Source organism: Acinetobacter sp. YH12094 (assembly GCF_013419295.1).
GTDB classification, from domain to species: Bacteria; Pseudomonadota; Gammaproteobacteria; order Pseudomonadales; family Moraxellaceae; genus Acinetobacter; species Acinetobacter amyesii.
In genome coordinates this window covers 347,478-362,339 of sequence record NZ_VPAK01000003.1, presented here as the reverse complement: position 1 = coordinate 362,339, position 14,862 = coordinate 347,478, and the positions used below count along the sequence as shown (strand labels likewise).

The 14,862-nt window shown below is 39.8% G+C and carries 15 protein-coding genes, 1 other RNA gene and 1 pseudogene; 7 read left to right on the top strand and 10 right to left on the bottom strand.

Annotated elements, in window-relative coordinates:
* Window positions 1-109: 109 nt before the first annotated feature.
* From FTU34_RS04120 to FTU34_RS04110, 3 genes are all read right to left on the bottom strand, one after another.
* Entirely contained in the window at window positions 110-889 is a 780-nt protein-coding gene (locus FTU34_RS04120; RefSeq protein WP_180034796.1) for a glutathione S-transferase N-terminal domain-containing protein, read from the bottom strand.
* 147 nt (window positions 890-1,036) lie between these two features.
* Window positions 1,037-1,549, bottom strand: a complete 513-nt coding sequence (gene rraA / locus FTU34_RS04115) for a ribonuclease E activity regulator RraA (RefSeq protein ID WP_180034795.1) — start codon at window positions 1,547-1,549, stop codon at window positions 1,037-1,039.
* 10 nt (window positions 1,550-1,559) lie between these two features.
* Window positions 1,560-2,225 carry an NAD(P)H-binding protein gene (locus FTU34_RS04110; RefSeq protein WP_180034794.1) on the bottom strand — a complete coding sequence of 222 codons (666 nt, stop codon included), beginning with the start codon at window positions 2,223-2,225 and terminating at the stop codon, window positions 1,560-1,562.
* 215 nt (window positions 2,226-2,440) lie between these two features.
* On the opposite strand from FTU34_RS04110, the gene rpsT reads away from it, so the two are divergent.
* Window positions 2,441-2,707 (top strand): 30S ribosomal protein S20, encoded by a 267-nt coding sequence (rpsT, locus tag FTU34_RS04105; RefSeq protein ID WP_078188707.1) that lies wholly within the window; start codon window positions 2,441-2,443, stop codon window positions 2,705-2,707.
* 94 nt (window positions 2,708-2,801) lie between these two features.
* Here the strand turns inward: rpsT and FTU34_RS04100 are convergent, their stop codons facing one another.
* On the bottom strand, window positions 2,802-5,396 hold the full coding sequence (locus tag FTU34_RS04100) for a M66 family metalloprotease (RefSeq protein WP_180034793.1): 2,595 nt from the start codon (window positions 5,394-5,396) through the stop codon (window positions 2,802-2,804).
* Between the two features lie 444 nt (window positions 5,397-5,840).
* Here FTU34_RS04100 and FTU34_RS04095 point away from each other — a divergent pair, with 444 nt between their 5' ends.
* Window positions 5,841-6,284 carry a hypothetical protein gene (locus FTU34_RS04095; protein ID WP_180034792.1) on the top strand — a complete coding sequence of 148 codons (444 nt, stop codon included), beginning with the start codon at window positions 5,841-5,843 and terminating at the stop codon, window positions 6,282-6,284.
* 88 nt (window positions 6,285-6,372) lie between these two features.
* Here the strand turns inward: FTU34_RS04095 and FTU34_RS04090 are convergent, their stop codons facing one another.
* Both FTU34_RS04090 and FTU34_RS04085 read right to left on the bottom strand, forming a co-directional pair.
* Window positions 6,373-7,116 (bottom strand): histidine phosphatase family protein, encoded by a 744-nt coding sequence (locus FTU34_RS04090; RefSeq protein WP_078188709.1) that lies wholly within the window; start codon window positions 7,114-7,116, stop codon window positions 6,373-6,375.
* Window positions 7,117-7,185: 69 nt separating this feature from the next.
* Window positions 7,186-8,037, bottom strand: a complete 852-nt coding sequence (locus FTU34_RS04085) for a 3'(2'),5'-bisphosphate nucleotidase CysQ (protein ID WP_180034791.1) — start codon at window positions 8,035-8,037, stop codon at window positions 7,186-7,188.
* Between the two features lie 13 nt (window positions 8,038-8,050).
* Between FTU34_RS04085 and FTU34_RS04080 the strand changes: the two genes are divergently transcribed.
* From FTU34_RS04080 to FTU34_RS04065, 4 genes are all read left to right on the top strand, one after another.
* On the top strand, window positions 8,051-8,752 hold the full coding sequence (locus tag FTU34_RS04080; RefSeq protein ID WP_180034790.1) for an HAD-IA family hydrolase: 702 nt from the start codon (window positions 8,051-8,053) through the stop codon (window positions 8,750-8,752).
* Window positions 8,745-9,185 carry an RNA-binding S4 domain-containing protein gene (locus tag FTU34_RS04075; protein ID WP_168377604.1) on the top strand — a complete coding sequence of 147 codons (441 nt, stop codon included), beginning with the start codon at window positions 8,745-8,747 and terminating at the stop codon, window positions 9,183-9,185. Before FTU34_RS04080 ends, FTU34_RS04075 begins: the two co-directional genes overlap by 8 nt.
* A 145-nt stretch (window positions 9,186-9,330) precedes the next feature.
* Window positions 9,331-10,374 (top strand): recombinase RecA, encoded by a 1,044-nt coding sequence (recA, locus tag FTU34_RS04070; protein WP_078193524.1) that lies wholly within the window; start codon window positions 9,331-9,333, stop codon window positions 10,372-10,374.
* Between the two features lie 80 nt (window positions 10,375-10,454).
* Entirely contained in the window at window positions 10,455-11,099 is a 645-nt protein-coding gene (locus FTU34_RS04065) for a regulatory protein RecX (RefSeq protein WP_180034789.1), read from the top strand.
* Window positions 11,100-11,206: 107 nt separating this feature from the next.
* Here the strand turns inward: FTU34_RS04065 and ffs are convergent.
* Window positions 11,207-11,303: signal recognition particle sRNA small type (gene ffs, locus FTU34_RS04060), an RNA gene on the bottom strand.
* Window positions 11,304-11,594: 291 nt separating this feature from the next.
* Between ffs and FTU34_RS04055 the strand changes: the two are divergent.
* A pseudogene (locus FTU34_RS04055) lies at window positions 11,595-12,456 on the top strand (YbgF trimerization domain-containing protein).
* Window positions 12,457-12,515: 59 nt separating this feature from the next.
* Here the strand turns inward: FTU34_RS04055 and lpxA are convergent.
* From lpxA to lpxD, 3 genes are read right to left on the bottom strand one after another with little or no spacing between them, the layout of a single operon-like run.
* On the bottom strand, window positions 12,516-13,304 hold the full coding sequence (lpxA, locus tag FTU34_RS04050) for an acyl-ACP--UDP-N-acetylglucosamine O-acyltransferase (RefSeq protein ID WP_180034788.1): 789 nt from the start codon (window positions 13,302-13,304) through the stop codon (window positions 12,516-12,518).
* Complete coding sequence (fabZ, locus tag FTU34_RS04045) at window positions 13,301-13,786, bottom strand: 3-hydroxyacyl-ACP dehydratase FabZ (RefSeq protein WP_171263789.1); 486 nt, start codon at window positions 13,784-13,786, stop codon at window positions 13,301-13,303. Before fabZ ends, lpxA begins: the two co-directional genes overlap by 4 nt.
* Window positions 13,787-13,791: 5 nt before the next feature.
* Window positions 13,792-14,862, bottom strand: coding sequence for a UDP-3-O-(3-hydroxymyristoyl)glucosamine N-acyltransferase (gene lpxD, locus FTU34_RS04040; protein WP_180034787.1), 1,071 nt, complete (start codon window positions 14,860-14,862; stop codon window positions 13,792-13,794).

Sequence of the window (14,862 nt, the reverse complement as noted above, 5' to 3'; positions counted from 1 at the left end):
GCGCAATTATGATGCATTTTTCTTCTAATTTTAGACCCATTTATCATTACAACATGTGTATAGTCATCTGTCTGACTATACACAGCACTTAGCTTAAACTTAAGTGAGATTAGCCCAAATATTGCTTTTTCAGATATTGCACAATTTTTTCAGATTCGAAAAGTTCAACACCTGTATTGGGATCTTTCAAATATGGCACTTGAATATTGTTCCCCATGATTTTTAACACTTGTTCACGCTTACCACCTTTCAGGGGTACATATTTACCCGGTTTTAAGCGCATCACCGCTAATCCCTGATCTTGCCAACGCTCCTTAGCCACATTATGAAAAGTATATGCCAACTCCATTTCAGACAATGCGCTACGTACAATGCGTGTATAAGGACTCGCTTCAAAACCCCACAGTTCTAAGAGTTGAGTTGGAGCATCACGATGAATGACTTTACGCTGCACCCACACGCCTTGAGCCCCATTAATTAAGGTTCCAACATAGGCAACATACGGAATTTTAGGATAATTGGCATATTTTTTAGGCGTTTGGCCTGTTTTACCATAATGTTTAAATAGATGATGAATAATTTGCTGAGATTCGTACAAACGATCCCCTGTATTGTCATCCACCAAGAAAGGAAATTGTTGTTTTCCACCCAATTTCTGTACCTCTAAACGGTACTTTCTAGCCCCTTTGGGACATGGGTAAACCTCATAATCCAAATTAAGTGTGGTCAAAACTTCACGCACACGACGGCAATACGGAGAACCTTCAAATTCGTACAGTTTAAGGGCTTTTTCAGGTTGTTTGGGATAAGGCGTCCCATTTGTACCACGTCCGCCCTCTGCTACGCCTGAGAGCAACGCTTGCGCCACTTTTAATTGATGCAACAACATACTTTTTTTCCTTTCTTTTTTTATTTCGTATTTTTATACATCAGCCGAGAGTCCTCAGCTGATGTTTGTATTTACTTTTTCACATTTATATCGTCGTGTATGAGCAAAAATCACGCTTTCATTTCACGACTAAAAATTCAAATACGCTTATAAAGCAACCAATTGCTCTTTTGAAACAACGATGCCGTTATTATCAGCATAGATAAAATCACCAGACTGAATGTTTACCCCACCAAAACTTAATGGAATATCTGTTTCACCCACGCCTTTGCGGTTACTTTTTTGTGGAATCGCAGCCAAAGCATGCACACCTAAATCAAGTTCGGCTATCGCATCGACATCACGCACACAGCCGTAAATAATGACACCATTCCAATGATTGTTAACTGCAGATTCAGCAATCATATCGCCCATCAAGGCACAGCGCATCGAAGCGCCACCATCCACAACCAATACTTTACCCGTACCATCGGTTGCCAATAATTCTTTAACACGAGAGTTATCTTCAAAACATTTGACCGTCACCACCTGACCGCCAAAACTTTTCCGTGCACCATAACTTTGAAAGAACTTACCATCCAATGACGGGATCACCACTTGTAATTCTTTATCTGGATGATCATCAAGTAAATCACAGGTGACGAATGGAACTGTAGACACGGTATTTCCCTCATTTAATTGTTAGTATGCGTAAATTATCATAAATCTCGAACTTTTCAGTCTGAGTTTGTGCCGCCTCGACCATAGTATGAGCCACTTGCTGTGCTGTCACTGGCTTAAACTTGAAACGGTCAGGTACAAAATGCGAAAAGCGCATATAGAGCTTCTGTGTCGCATCCTCTAAATGTCGAGATTCATTACGCTCACCAAGTAACAGCGAAGGCTTTAATATCGAAAGTTGATTTAACTTTAAGGTTTTTAAATAATATTCCAATTCCCCTTTGACTCGATTATAAAAAAATGCGGAATTGGCGTCAGCGCCCATAGCACTGACAATGATCAATTGTGTATCTGTATATTCTAATAATTCAGCAAAATGCGCATTGATGCTAAAATCAATTTGATAAAAATGATCTTTAGACCCTGCTTTTTTAATGGTCGAGCCTAAACAACTAAAGGCATGACTATAATCTCTCACATCATCCTGAGTCAGAGAAAGAAAGTCACTGATCACCATTTGTTGAACTTTTGCCAGTCCATTCAGTTCATGGTCACGCTGACGTACCACAGCAGTAATATTCTTACATCTTGCATTTTGACTGAGCTGACGAACCAATTCCCGCCCGACCAATCCTGTTGCTCCGATGACAATCGCATTCTCTATACTTTTAGTCATTTTTCATACAATCTCAATCACTTTAGACTAATCTAACGTTTTCTTTAAAATTTTTCTGCATCTAAAATGTTGTCAAAGCATGTCAAGACTTGACTTAAGCGCTTAGTTTAATCACAATATGGCACTTGTTTACGGGCTGGTGATAGTTCTTCTGATGTTGGTTTTCAGATGTAATTTCAGCCCGCCCAGACCAATCTATTTCAAGGAGTGCACGAGTGGCAAACTCTGCTCAAGCAAAAAAACGTGCTCGTCAAAACGTTAAAGCACGTCAACACAACGCAAGCTTACGTTCTATGGTTCGTACTTATCTTAAACGCACAGTAGCTGCTATTGCTGCTGGTGATTACGCTGTCGCTACAGAAGCTTACAAAAAAGCTGTTCCTGTAATCGACCGTATGGCTGATAAAGGCATCATCCATAAAAACAAAGCTGCTCGTCATAAGAGCCGTTTAAATGCACAAGTTAAAGCTTTAGCTAACTAATTTGTTGCGATGAAAAAAGCCCTTTTTAGGGCTTTTTTTGTGCCTATTGATTTTTAAAAGCAAAAAAATAAGGACTTTATTTACTTTTTACAGATTATTTATTAATCAGTTTCATATTCGTCGCTGATAAATATGTCCATAATAAGTTTTTGCTTGCTGTCAAATTTGTCCAACGTTGATTGCCACCGTTGGTACAGCTATATCGAATTAAATCCGCACGGTTATTTTGCAAACGTCCCGTATTTAAATCCATGCATTGACCACTTTGACGAATCGTTGTAGTCGCAGGGTCCATGGTCCAAATTTGGTTGGTTTGGTTTAACACGCAACGTTCTAGCGTCACTTTAGCTGAACCACCGTTGCCTGTTATGCATTGATCTGGATTTGACTTACTGTGTATCCGACCAATGGCATCATATACCCACTGTTCAGTATCATCCGCCGTACAACCGCTTGGGCCACTGATGTATAAATTTAATGTTCCATCAGTTAAGGTTTCAGATTTCAAACAGTTGTTACCATTTTTGATCAATGTCGCCTGCTCGAACAAACCTTCTTGAGTGACTGAAAGCTTTTTCATAAATGCTTCGAGCGCGCTTTGCGCCTCAGGTACTTGATTGGTTAGGTCTTGTGCATATACATTCATCCAACGATTTAGTCGGTATGCGGTGTTTTGTTGCGACTCATAACGGGTTAATTGCTGTCGCGCCACACTATTCATCAATGACTTGTCATTTTTATAGGACTCGTACAGCATTTTTTCAGTTGGATTAAGTGCAACAACAGCATTTACAGCTTGCGCTTCCAAAGCACTTTCTAATTGAGGAAGTTCGATAGCACGCAATGCACTATAACCATGCTGACGTCCAATTTTGACGGCCGGCTTGATCGCTGTACTGTAGACTGGAATATCAATATTTGCTAATAACTTGGCTTCTTCACCTGCTTTTTTACAATACAAATCAACTTTCTGTGGTTGATCTGCCAAAGCTAAATTGACATGCAATTTATTGGCATTACTGCCTAATCGTGCAGGTGCTAAAGCAATATTGTTGACTTTATTCGTGTATTGCACATTCAACCAACATGCCGCTTGATCCAAAGCGGTATTGGCAGCATTTAAGTCATACACATTACCCCAGTTTGAACGTGCAGCAGGATACAACAAACCAACTTGATTGACTGGATCATAGCCCCCTAAAATGGTAATGACAGGCTGACCAAAAACCCGTGGTCGTGGATAATTTTGATCTGCGTTATACCAAACCGGAGCCGTAGAATTTGGCATCTTCGGTTGAGCGACTTCCATTTCACGAGTGGTTTTGTTCCACTTTTTGTAGCCGGTAGGCGAAGTTTCATCCCAGACATAACGGTCAAAGTGTGGTTGAATTTTCAGGAATGTGCTGTAACCCGTATAGTGTGTGTAGCGTGATACATTACTATCAGGATACCCGCCGGACATGGCATCTTTTCCGTACGGGAACAAATTTTTAAAATTTGGGATACCATTCGCTCCATCCCACTTCCATGTCGCCGTCCATGATAGATTTCCGCGCATCATATTGCGATTGGCAATATAACCCCATCCACTGTCCGCATGATGTGCAGCCCAAAATAGATTGTCACCTACCTGACCAGGGTAATGTCCTAAACCATAGTGATGACCGATTTCATGGCTAAATTCATTCCCTACAGAATCATAGAGTGTCAACATACCATTACCGCCACTCAGGCCATGGGTATGCACACCATTGGCGTAGTTCCCCTTCGTATGATGGACAACCACTGTTTGGGTTAATTGTGGCTGGCTCTGGTTGGCCATAGATGCACTGGTAATGCCCCAGTTGGCAAGGTTTATACCAACACTAAAGGTTGATTTACCGACATCCTCACGCATGTCTCCAGCATAGACACCCCCATCTCCGGCACTTTTACTGTCATAAATAACACCTGAAGAAACCATTGCACGTGTTAACTGCATATCATCATATTGTGCAACGGTCATTTCTGCTGCAGGAATGGTTTGGAAATAATCTGTGCCCGCTTTTTCAGGCTCTAGTAGCATATAGTGGCCGGTAGAATTTGGCTTATCTGCCAACATACCAACACGGATATTATTTAAAACTAATTCACCTGGTGCAGCAAAATCGATTTTATCCTCAGCCAATTCACCGCTGACTTTATTTGCGTCAATAAATTTTAATCTTAGACCGGGTTTAACTTCATCCCAATTGAGTTTCGTGGTCCACGCACGTTTACTGTACCAAACATCTGGACGACCTCTTTGCCCACTCTGGTCTGAAACAGGCATTTGCGTCGGATCATCCAATGTCGCGGTACGAATTAAGCGGTTGTTTTGATAGATTTCTACTTTGAGTTGCTTGATGTTTTGCATATCAAGTGTTGGCGTCACGATAAGCAGCGCTTCTTTTTCACTGGTTAACCGTGGCATTTTCTTGGATTCGTTCGCATTCGGATCGACGAAATGACTTTGACCAAATTGAACTTGCGCTGAAAAGTTGCCGACTAAATCATTTCGTATTTCACGAACAGCATCATTTGCATCGTAGTCAAAAAAGCCAATAATGGTATCATCGACTATGTCTTGAGTCGGTTCTGGATAATTTGCAGTTGATGCAGAACCACTTGAACTATCACCACCGCCTCCACCACCACAAGCAACTAACATTAATGACACAATACAAATTGATAATTTGTTATATGAAAAATCTATCACACTTTTCACTACTATTCCCCAATTAGCCACAAAAGAATCCAATAAAGAGACTTACATAAAATATATAAATCAATAATTTACAACAAAGTTAATGCTATTTTCTTTTTTTTAATCATTCAATTGCCGTGTTTTGTCACTTATTAACAATTCAAATAAAATCTAAATATTTTGTATTGGTAGAATCATTATTAATGTGACAGGTACTTCACTTTTCAACTAAAATTAAGATGTAAACCTGTTAATACAATCGTATATTCCCGACAGAAATTGTCTGGATATTTTTAGAAACTTTGTAAATAAAAATTTTAAGAAATGGCTTAATCCCATATATTTTTTATGGTATTTTAATTTTCATCCTAGGCAGCCATTGCTGTACAAATGAAAAGAGGGATAAAAATGTCGATTAACCAATTTTTGCCATCATTAGAAAAATTTGCAGAAGCAGAAAATCAATATATTGAATATTTTACATCTAAAGGTGAAAAAGACATTTTAGGTAAAGTCATTTCAAATATGAAATCGACCGCTGAGATTCAAGCCTCTCAAGGCGTAGATTCATGGTTAGCATATGGCGTGTACTTACCAGCTGTAGAACGTATTTTTGCACTGCATCAAGGGGAAACAGAAGCTGAATTTTTTGATCGCACACAATATCCAGTTGAAATCGTACAAGCGTATAGCATTAAGGATCATGACATTGCGACATTGATTGCTGCAGACAAATACAGTCGAATCCACCAACAGCATCTACCTGTTAATACTAGCCGCTGGCCTTATAGTGACGACGGTTCAAGTATTGATTTAAATCAATACCCTGCACGAATTAAAGCCAATATTTAATCTTTTATTTAATGAAATACTGAAACAGATAAAAAAGGCATCCGCACATGGATGCCTTTTATAAATTTTTTATTATTAGCAAAATTTCTTAAAGTTGCTGTTCAGCTTGCTGAAATTCACGAATATTTAATTCATTTAGTTCACCACGCCAAATCCATTTCAGTTTTGACTCAAGGAATACATCTCCTTCAAACCAAACAAATAAACCTTCCATCATTTTAGGCCAATCTTCGCGTGTCACGATATTTTTACCTGAAATAATGGCAAGAATTGCAGCCAAAATCGTATCATGACTCACCGCTAGACTCAGACCATAATCATTGGTTGGATGAGTGTTGTAAATCAACTCCAAAACATCTACCACCCCATGAATGGGCTGTTTCATACCCGGCAAAGCATTATTCACAAAACTATTGATAAAGCCTAAAGCACCTTGCTTTTGAAAGTATGGTCCTGCTTTTTTAATATCGAGCACAAAACTTCCCGGCTCGACCAATAATCCTTGTTCAATGATCTCGATATGGTGGGTATTCGGTTCAATCGTGACGTTATCTGCACCTTGAATCATCAATGCTGCCGTATCCACACAGCGCTGAATTGGACTCGAAATACAGTGCTGAATAACACGGTCGGTATTTTCAACCAAATAGCTGCCCCACGCTTCGGCTAAATCTCGTCCTTGATGGGTCAGTTGCAAGTCATAACCGGCCAAGCCTTGTCCTTGTACAACTTCACGAATGGAATGACGTGTAAACAATGTTACAGGCGTCTTTTCATCCGGCAATAAGTCTATTGCTTTCAGCATACTAGGAGGGAGCAAATCTAGGGCCATAATTGACAGTTCTTATATGCAGGAGATTTAACGGAGTGTGCAGACACTATAGCATGAACCCGATTTAGCTCAAGTTTTGTCAGGCATGTTTGCCAAAGCATTTAAGGCCAATTCTTTCATTTCGGCATTTTTAAATGCAATAAATCCACCATTTAATAAAGTTGTACGTTGGTTATATAAAAAAGCGCGACCTTTAAAATCAACCAATCCACCACCAATACGCTCGATTAAACATTGTCCAGCGCTCGTATCCCATTCACAGGTGGGGTGAAAACGAGGATAAATATCCACTCGATCTTCTAACATCATACAAAACTTATATGCACTACCAGCATGGTAGGCCTGATAAGGACTAAGTTTTTCTAAAGCGTCTAGATAGTCCGTATAAATCGGCTTATTTTTGGCACTTTGACTCAAACCAATGTGTACGACATTCTCTACAGAGGCTTCAACATACTCATACCATGCAGTTGACTGGCTATCATATTTCAGCGGTAGTCCCTCTAAGGGGCAAATATATACGCTATATTCCCCCGGGATCGCCAATATGGCAAAGGTGGTATTAGCGCCATCAACCAAACTCAGATTAATGGTAAATTCAGGTCTTTTATGTAAAAACTCTTTGGTACCATCCAAAGGATCAAGCAGCCAAAATTTTTGCCATTGCATACGTTCAGACTTGTCACCTTCCTCTGACAATACAGGCAAGCTAGAAACTTTAGATAATGCTTGGGTAATATAGCTATTTGCACGATAGTCAGCTTGCGTTACAGGTGAATCATCACTTTTACGTTCCACATCAAAATCCGCACCTGAGCAATAACGCTGATATTCTTCTCGCAAAATTTCGCAAGCTTGTGTCACAATGGGAACCAACTGCAAAATCAGTGGGTCTTGCGGTGCTGTTGTTGTTTTAAACATAGAATACCTTTATATGCCAAATTACTCAGAAAAGCCGACGATCATTTTTGATATGGACGGTACTTTACTCGATCTTGCTTATGATGATTTCATTTGGAATGAGCTGCTGCCAATTCGCTATGCTGAACAGCATAAGTGCTCACTCGAACAAAGCAAGCAAACGCTATTTAGTTTTTATCAACAGCATAATCATACCCTAAAATGGTACTCCTCTCGCTTTTGGACGTCACAAGTTGGCGTTGATGTTTTGGCAATGCAAATAGAACAAAAAGCCAAAGTGGCTAAACGCGAAGGCTGCATTGAGCTACTCACCTATCTTAAAGAAAATGGCTATCCTATTTGGCTTGCGACCAATGCCGACTATGCAGGCTTACAATTCAAACTTGAAGAAACCGGTCTTCGTGATTATTTTGATGTTATCGTCAGTTCAGAGACTCTCGGTCATGCCAAAGAGTTTATTGAGTTTTGGCAAATATTAGCAAGCAAACATCTCTTCGATGCAAAAAACTGTTATTTCATTGATGACACAGAAAAAGTGCTTAATGGTGCAAAACTTTTTGGGATTGAACAGCTCTATTCGATTCAGCAGCCTTCATCTGCCAAAGCGCCTCGCGAGACTTGCAATTACCCAATGCTGTCCGCATTAACAGATTTAATCCCTATTTTAGAAGCTCAAATGATTGAGCAAGCCGAGGAACAGAAAAAATATGCGTAAATCAAATCTAGCCGAAGATGCGGTTGGTATGCGTATAGACAAATGGTTGTGGGCTGCACGTTTTTTTAAAACACGCTCTATTGCCAAAAATGCGATTGAAGGCGGTAAAGTTCATCATAATGGCGAACGCGTTAAAGTTTCTCGTGAAGTTCGTGTAGGCATGGAATTAACCATTGCCCAAGGCCTTGAGAAAAAAACCGTGGTGGTGAAAGCACTGTCGGATGTTCGTGGGCCTGCCCCCACCGCTCAGCTGCTTTATGATGAAACTGAGGTCAGTATTGCAAAACGGGAATTGCTCGCATCCCAAAGAAAGTTGCATAATCTAGCTCGGCCAGATCATCGACCAAGTAAAAAAGATCGTCGAGATATTGGTAAATTTAAAAGAGAAAATGATCAACAGTTTGACCAGCAATGGTCTTATAATGATGATTAAGTTAAAGCGTCACAACATGTCGCACCTGTTGTGATTTTCATAGAACAAAAGGATGATTTCTGTCACTATACCCTCGTGGAACAGATCTAAACTGAATACATCCACTTGAGTATATTGTTTCGTGACATCGTATTGAGGTTGTAAGATGGATGATAATAAAAGCAAGGCGTTAAATGCGGCCTTAAGCCAAATTGAAAAGCAGTTTGGTAAAAACACCGTTATGCGTCTTGGTGATAATACTGTACAGGCAGTTGAAGCTGTCTCTACAGGTTCTTTAACATTAGATATCGCACTAGGTATTGGTGGTTTGCCTAAAGGTCGTATCGTAGAAATCTACGGTCCTGAATCTTCTGGTAAAACGACTATGACATTACAAGCTATTGCACAATGTCAGAAAGCTGGCGGTACTTGTGCATTCATCGATGCTGAACATGCATTAGACCCTCAATACGCACGTAAACTTGGCGTAGATATTGATAACTTACTTGTTTCACAGCCAGACAATGGTGAACAAGCACTTGAAATTGCAGATATGCTGGTACGTTCAGGTGCCATTGACCTGATCGTTGTCGACTCTGTAGCTGCACTGACCCCTCGCGCCGAAATTGAAGGCGAAATGGGTGACTCACACATGGGCTTACAAGCTCGCCTGATGAGCCAAGCACTGCGTAAAATTACCGGTAATGCGAAACGTTCGAACTGTATGGTGATCTTCATTAACCAAATCCGTATGAAGATTGGTGTAATGTTTGGTAGCCCAGAAACCACAACTGGTGGTAATGCACTTAAATTCTATGCATCTGTACGTTTAGATATCCGCCGTATTGGTCAAGTGAAAGAAGGCGACGAAATCATTGGTTCAGAAACTAAAGTGAAAGTTGTGAAAAACAAAATGGCTCCTCCATTCCGTGAAGCGATTTTCCAAATTCTTTATGGTAAAGGCGTGAACCATTTAGGTGAGCTTGTTGACCTCGCAGTACAACAAGAAATTGTTCAAAAAGCAGGTGCTTGGTATTCATACCAAGGTGACAAGATTGGGCAAGGTAAAAACAATACCATTCGCCACTTAGAAGAACACCCTGAACTTGTGCAAACTATCGAAAAACTGATTCGTGAACAACTTCTGACTACGGGTACAGCACCTGTAGAAGACAAAGACGAAGAAGAACCAGACTTTTTAGATGCTTAATTACAGCATACTTTAATAGCAGACGAAACGCCCTACGGGGCGTTTTGTTTTGCACTCAAAATTTGTATTAAAATGACCCCATGACTAAAGACCATTTTCCACTCTTGCTTGATTATGAAGCACTGAAACAACAGTTTGCAGAAGCTGAAGAAACTACCTGCGTAAATCATGCTGCACAAACTGACATTTCACATGACAATACTTCGGTGATCGATCACACTGCGTTGCATTTTGACACCAATGGTAAAGATGTTCATGCTGAAAAAAAACCGGGACTGCGCGGCTCTCGTCTACGCTCGTACGCTTTTGCAGTACTCACACGTAAAGAATACTCAAAAGCAGATTTAATCGAAAAATTAGCACTGTATGCGGATAGTCGTGAAGAAGTCATACACTTAGTGGAAGAACTCGCACGTGAGAACTATCAAAGCGATCAGCGTGTAGCGGAGATGGTGCTATCGAGTCAAAAACGTAAAGGTAAAGGCCCTAATCGTATAAAGCTCGCGTTAAAAAATAAAAAAGTAGACAGTGAATTAATTCAGGATGAATTAAAAGAAACAGATTGGGTCACTGAAGCCTACCAGCTCAAGATAAAAAAATTTGGCAAAGCTGTTGAACGTGATCCAAAACAAAAAGCCAAACAAATACGTTTTTTGCAATATCGAGGCTTTGATCTCGATACGATTTTTAAAGTGATTGCACGTAAAGAATTTGATGACGAATAACAAAGATATAGATCTAAATGAAGAATTAATAAAACTAAAATAAAGAATAATATAGGATTGAAAAAATGAGAGGACGTTTAATTTATTATTGTTGAAACTGGTGGCAACCCTACCAGCAAGACTTCGGCACATCATATTTCTACTACCGTTGCTACCTTCCGGTCCTGGCGGGGTTTATAGAGTACAATTGCGAAGTAACCGGCAGGGCTACCATTGCAAGAACAGAGTATAGAGATTTTTAATAAACATGCAAGCCTAAAACCAAGAATTCCTGAATAGAAAAAACTGTTTGATTATTTATAAATCAATATGATGGTCGATGATGTAGAAAACGTGAAACTTCATCACTATATTTTTACTTTAATACACAACAAGATTGTAAAAGCTTATTGCAATTCAGATCTTTGGCGTTTTTAATGTGCTTATCGTTTTATCTAAAGCTGTCTGTAATAAAACTATTCTATACGGACATGCTTGTAACTACATGGAATTTTTATGATGTTTAAACAGCATGTATTGTGTGCCCTTACATTGACTTGCTCAGGTGCATTATTTGCCAATATTCCAATTGAATCTCGTGGTTTGAGTGGCGCTAATAATGGTACTGTGTATACAGCAAATAATACAGCCATTCAAACAGGAGCTGGCTCTACCCCTACTCCAACCAATTTGAATTGGCAGCTTATGCAGAAGAACCAACAGCTTGAAAATGAATTGCGTAGCTTACGCGGTAAAATGGAAGAGCAAGACAATATTATTGAACAATTAAAAAGTGAACTTACAAACCGCTATGCAGATTTAGATCAACGTTTAGAACTACTCCAACAAAAAGTAGATCCAAGTGAAGACACAGAGGCTGCGGAGGATAACCAACAAGGTACTGCACCCAGTAACAGCTAATACAGCGCCTACACCTGTTAAACAACCTACGACCCAATCAATATTAAGCTCATCTGCAAACCAACCTGTAAATGCAGGTGGTGACTCACTTGAGCTTGAGAAAGCAGCGTATACCGTTGCTTTAGACGCATACAAACAAGGTGGTGCAAAGAAAGCCATTGCACCAATGAAAAACTTTATTAAGAATAATCCTAACAGTGTTTATATTAGCAATGCATATTTTTGGTTAGCTGAGTTCAACCTTGCTGTTGAACCGACCAATTATGCAGAAGCGAAAAAGAACTATAGTATCGTAGTAGATCAATACCCTGAGTCGACCCGCGCACCTAGAGCGTTATATCAACTGTATAGCATTGCAAAAGATGTCGATCGAAATAGCAATTTAGCAACGCAGCTCAAAACCAAGCTCACCCAAAAGTATCCAAAATCTGAAGAAGCAGGCTTTGTTAAAAAATAGTCCTATTTTTAACGCAAAAAAAAGACACCTTATAAGGTGTCTTTTTTTATTCGCAGCATTTAGCGTACGATACCGCGCTTAGACTGCTCAAGTGAGTCAATCAACAATTGCGCTTCTGCCACTTCAGGCAAAATTTCAATGCGAATACGCTCAATCGCTTCATTCGTCGTTAAACCATCTTTATAGATCAATTTAAAAGATTCACGTAAACCTTGAATCACATTTTTAGACCAACCTTTACGACGCATGCCTTCAATGTTCATGGCAAAAGCATGGGCTGGATTACCAGATACCATGACATAAGCAGGTACATCTTTCAAAATAAGCGATGCACCACCAATCATACTGTATGAATCGATTTTACAGAATTGGTGAATACCAGAGTTACCACCTACGATGACATAATCACCGATGTGGACATGGCCTGCAACACCGACATTATTGGCAAAGATATTGTGATCACCTACCACACAGTCATGTGCAATATGTGTATTTACCATCAATAAATTATGACTACCAACTTTAGTTAGACCCTGATCTTGAACAGTACCACGGTGTAAACTACAGTGTTCACGAATCGAGTTATGATCCCCAATTTCTAACCAGGTTTCTTCACCAGCATATTTTAAGTCTTGGCAGACTTCACCAACACTGGCAAATTGAAAAATTTCGTTATGTTGACCAATACGGGTATAACCACCCACCACAACATGTGAATGCAGTTTAGTGCCCGCTCCAATTGTGACTTTAGGACCAATAATACAATATGGTCCAATTTGCACATCCGGAGCAATTACTGCTGATGAGTCAATAATGGCGGTAGGATGAATTAATTCGTTATTGCTCATGCTGTCTCTGTTTTCTGATGCGAAACCATAATTTCCGCGGTTGCTGCGACTACGCCATCTACAGTGGCAACACAATTATATTTGTAAATGCCACGCTTTTGCATCACTAATTCCGATTTTAATACAAGTTGATCGCCTGCAACGACTTGTTTTTTAAATCGAACCTTCTCTGCACCAGCAAATAAGAACAGCGAACCCGCTGAAGGTTTCTCATTATTCATGATGAAACCTAAAATACCCGATACTTGCGCCAATGCTTCAACAATCAGCACACCCGGCATAATTGGGTATTCAGGGAAATGGCCTTGTAAAAATTCTTCATTAATCGTTACATTTTTATAGCCTACAATCCCGTTGTCAGTCACTTCAACAACACGATCAACCAATAAAAACGGATAACGATGTGGCAAATATTCACGAATAGTCTGAATAGTCATTGGTAATTCAGGTTTTGTGAAAGCTGGGGTATTCGACTCTGTCATCATAATTATTTACGCAATTTAAATGTTGATTCAAGGGACTCAATTTGAGACTGCATATGATCAAGTCGTTTGACCAATTGGGTCAATGGCACATCTGCTAATTGTTTAAAGCGGATTGCTGCCTTTTTCCAAGAACCACTTTCAAGCATTGGCGTACCTGAAGAATAACTCCCAGCAACGGAAATACTTTTTGTGACCATTGACATACCGGTAATTGTCACATTATCTGCAATATTAATGTGACCTACGATACCAACAGCCCCTGCTAGCACACAATTTTTGCCAATAGTTGTACTACCGGCAATACCACATTTCGCAGCCATTGCTGTATTTGCACCAACTTTGACGTTATGCGCGATTTGCACAAGGTTATCAATAATGACACCATCTTCCAAAATTGTGTCATCTAAAGCACCACGGTCGATACTACAATTTGAACCAATACGCACATCATTCCCGATACGTACAGAACCTAATTGAGCAATACGATGCCATTTCCCTTGATAAGGTGCAAAACCAAATCCTTCACCACCGACCACCGTATTTGCATGGATACGTACACGATCACCTAACTTGGCTTCACCAGTAATCGTCACATGCGAATCGATAAAACAATCTTTACCAATTTCAACACCATGATCAATCTTCACTTGTGATTCAATGCGCGTTCCTTCACCCACCACACTATTCGCACCAATCACCACATAATGCCCAATATAAGCAGTATCAGAAATGATTGCGGAAGGATGAATTTGGGCAGTACTTTCAATTCCTGTTTCTACAGATTTTTTTTCAAAAACATGCGTTAGAATAGCGAAAGCCAGATACGGATTGGGTACAACAATGAAGTTTTGCTGTGAAGGGATTTTTGACTGCATGTCTGCAGTCACAATCAGCGCACCAGCCTTAGACTGTTGAGCTTCATTCAGATATTTCTCTGCGTTTAAAAATGCAAGCTGATGCGGTTGAGCACTCTCTAGACTTGCCATTCCACTGAATTGCAAGTCTAGCTGACCAATACATTGACCTTGAACAAGTTGAGCAAGCTTTTCTAAACTGAATTTTTGAGAACTCAT

Bases quoted from the DNA above. Each gene is read 5' to 3' on its own strand.
- fabZ (WP_171263789.1), bottom strand. From the start codon at position 13,786: ATGACAGAGTCGAATACCCCAGCTTTCACAAAACCTGAATTACCAATG.
- lpxA (WP_180034788.1), bottom strand. From the start codon at position 13,304: ATGAGCAATAACGAATTAATTCATCCTACCGCCATTATTGACTCATCA.
- FTU34_RS04080 (WP_180034790.1), top strand. From the start codon at position 8,051: ATGCCAAATTACTCAGAAAAGCCGACGATCATTTTTGATATGGACGGT.
- FTU34_RS04110 (WP_180034794.1), bottom strand. From the start codon at position 2,225: ATGACTAAAAGTATAGAGAATGCGATTGTCATCGGAGCAACAGGATTG.
- FTU34_RS04090 (WP_078188709.1), bottom strand. From the start codon at position 7,116: ATGGCCCTAGATTTGCTCCCTCCTAGTATGCTGAAAGCAATAGACTTA.
- FTU34_RS04075 (WP_168377604.1), top strand. From the start codon at position 8,745: ATGCGTAAATCAAATCTAGCCGAAGATGCGGTTGGTATGCGTATAGAC.
- FTU34_RS04085 (WP_180034791.1), bottom strand. From the start codon at position 8,037: ATGTTTAAAACAACAACAGCACCGCAAGACCCACTGATTTTGCAGTTG.
- FTU34_RS04065 (WP_180034789.1), top strand. From the start codon at position 10,455: ATGACTAAAGACCATTTTCCACTCTTGCTTGATTATGAAGCACTGAAA.
- FTU34_RS04095 (WP_180034792.1), top strand. From the start codon at position 5,841: ATGTCGATTAACCAATTTTTGCCATCATTAGAAAAATTTGCAGAAGCA.
- FTU34_RS04100 (WP_180034793.1), bottom strand. From the start codon at position 5,396: ATGTTAGTTGCTTGTGGTGGTGGAGGCGGTGGTGATAGTTCAAGTGGT.
- lpxD (WP_180034787.1), bottom strand. From the start codon at position 14,862: ATGAGTTCTCAAAAATTCAGTTTAGAAAAGCTTGCTCAACTTGTTCAA.
- FTU34_RS04120 (WP_180034796.1), bottom strand. From the start codon at position 889: ATGTTGTTGCATCAATTAAAAGTGGCGCAAGCGTTGCTCTCAGGCGTA.
- recA (WP_078193524.1), top strand. From the start codon at position 9,331: ATGGATGATAATAAAAGCAAGGCGTTAAATGCGGCCTTAAGCCAAATT.